This window comes from Bradyrhizobium sp. UBA2491, assembly GCF_002341725.1.
GTDB lineage: Bacteria > Pseudomonadota > Alphaproteobacteria > Rhizobiales > Xanthobacteraceae > Bradyrhizobium.
The window spans coordinates 51,210-51,705 of sequence record NZ_DDOP01000016.1 but is presented as its reverse complement, the minus strand read 5'-3'; the positions used below and the strand labels follow the sequence as shown (position 1 = coordinate 51,705).

Below are 496 nucleotides of genomic sequence, written 5' to 3'. Positions count from 1 at the left end.
TGAAGATTGCCGTAGCGAAGGAAATCGATCCGTCGGAGCCGCGGGTTGCGGCCTCGCCGGACACCGTGAAGAAGTTCAAGGCGCTGGGCGCCGAGGTCGCGGTCGAGCCGGGGGCGGGGATCAAGTCGGGGCTGCCCGATTCGGAGTTCACGGCCGTGGGCGCCACCGTCAGCGCCGATGCGCTGAAGGACGCCGACATCATCATCAAGGTGAAGCGGCCGGAAGCCTCCGAGCTGTCGCAGTACAAGCGCGGCGCGCTGGTGATCGCGATCATGGATCCCTACGGCAACGAGGCGGCGCTGAAGGCGATGGCCGATGCCGGGGTGTCGGCGTTCGCGATGGAGCTGATGCCGCGCATCACCCGCGCCCAGGTGATGGACGTGCTGTCCTCGCAGGCCAACCTGGCCGGCTACCGGGCGGTGATCGAGGGTGCCGAGGCGTTCGGCCGCGCCTTCCCGATGATGATGACCGCGGCGGGCACCGTTCCGGCTGCGAA

At 68.5% G+C, this 496-nt stretch carries 1 pseudogene; it reads left to right on the top strand.

The features are described from left to right. Positions 1–496, top strand: a pseudogene (locus B2W55_RS05280) (NAD(P)(+) transhydrogenase (Re/Si-specific) subunit alpha); the annotation flags it as partial.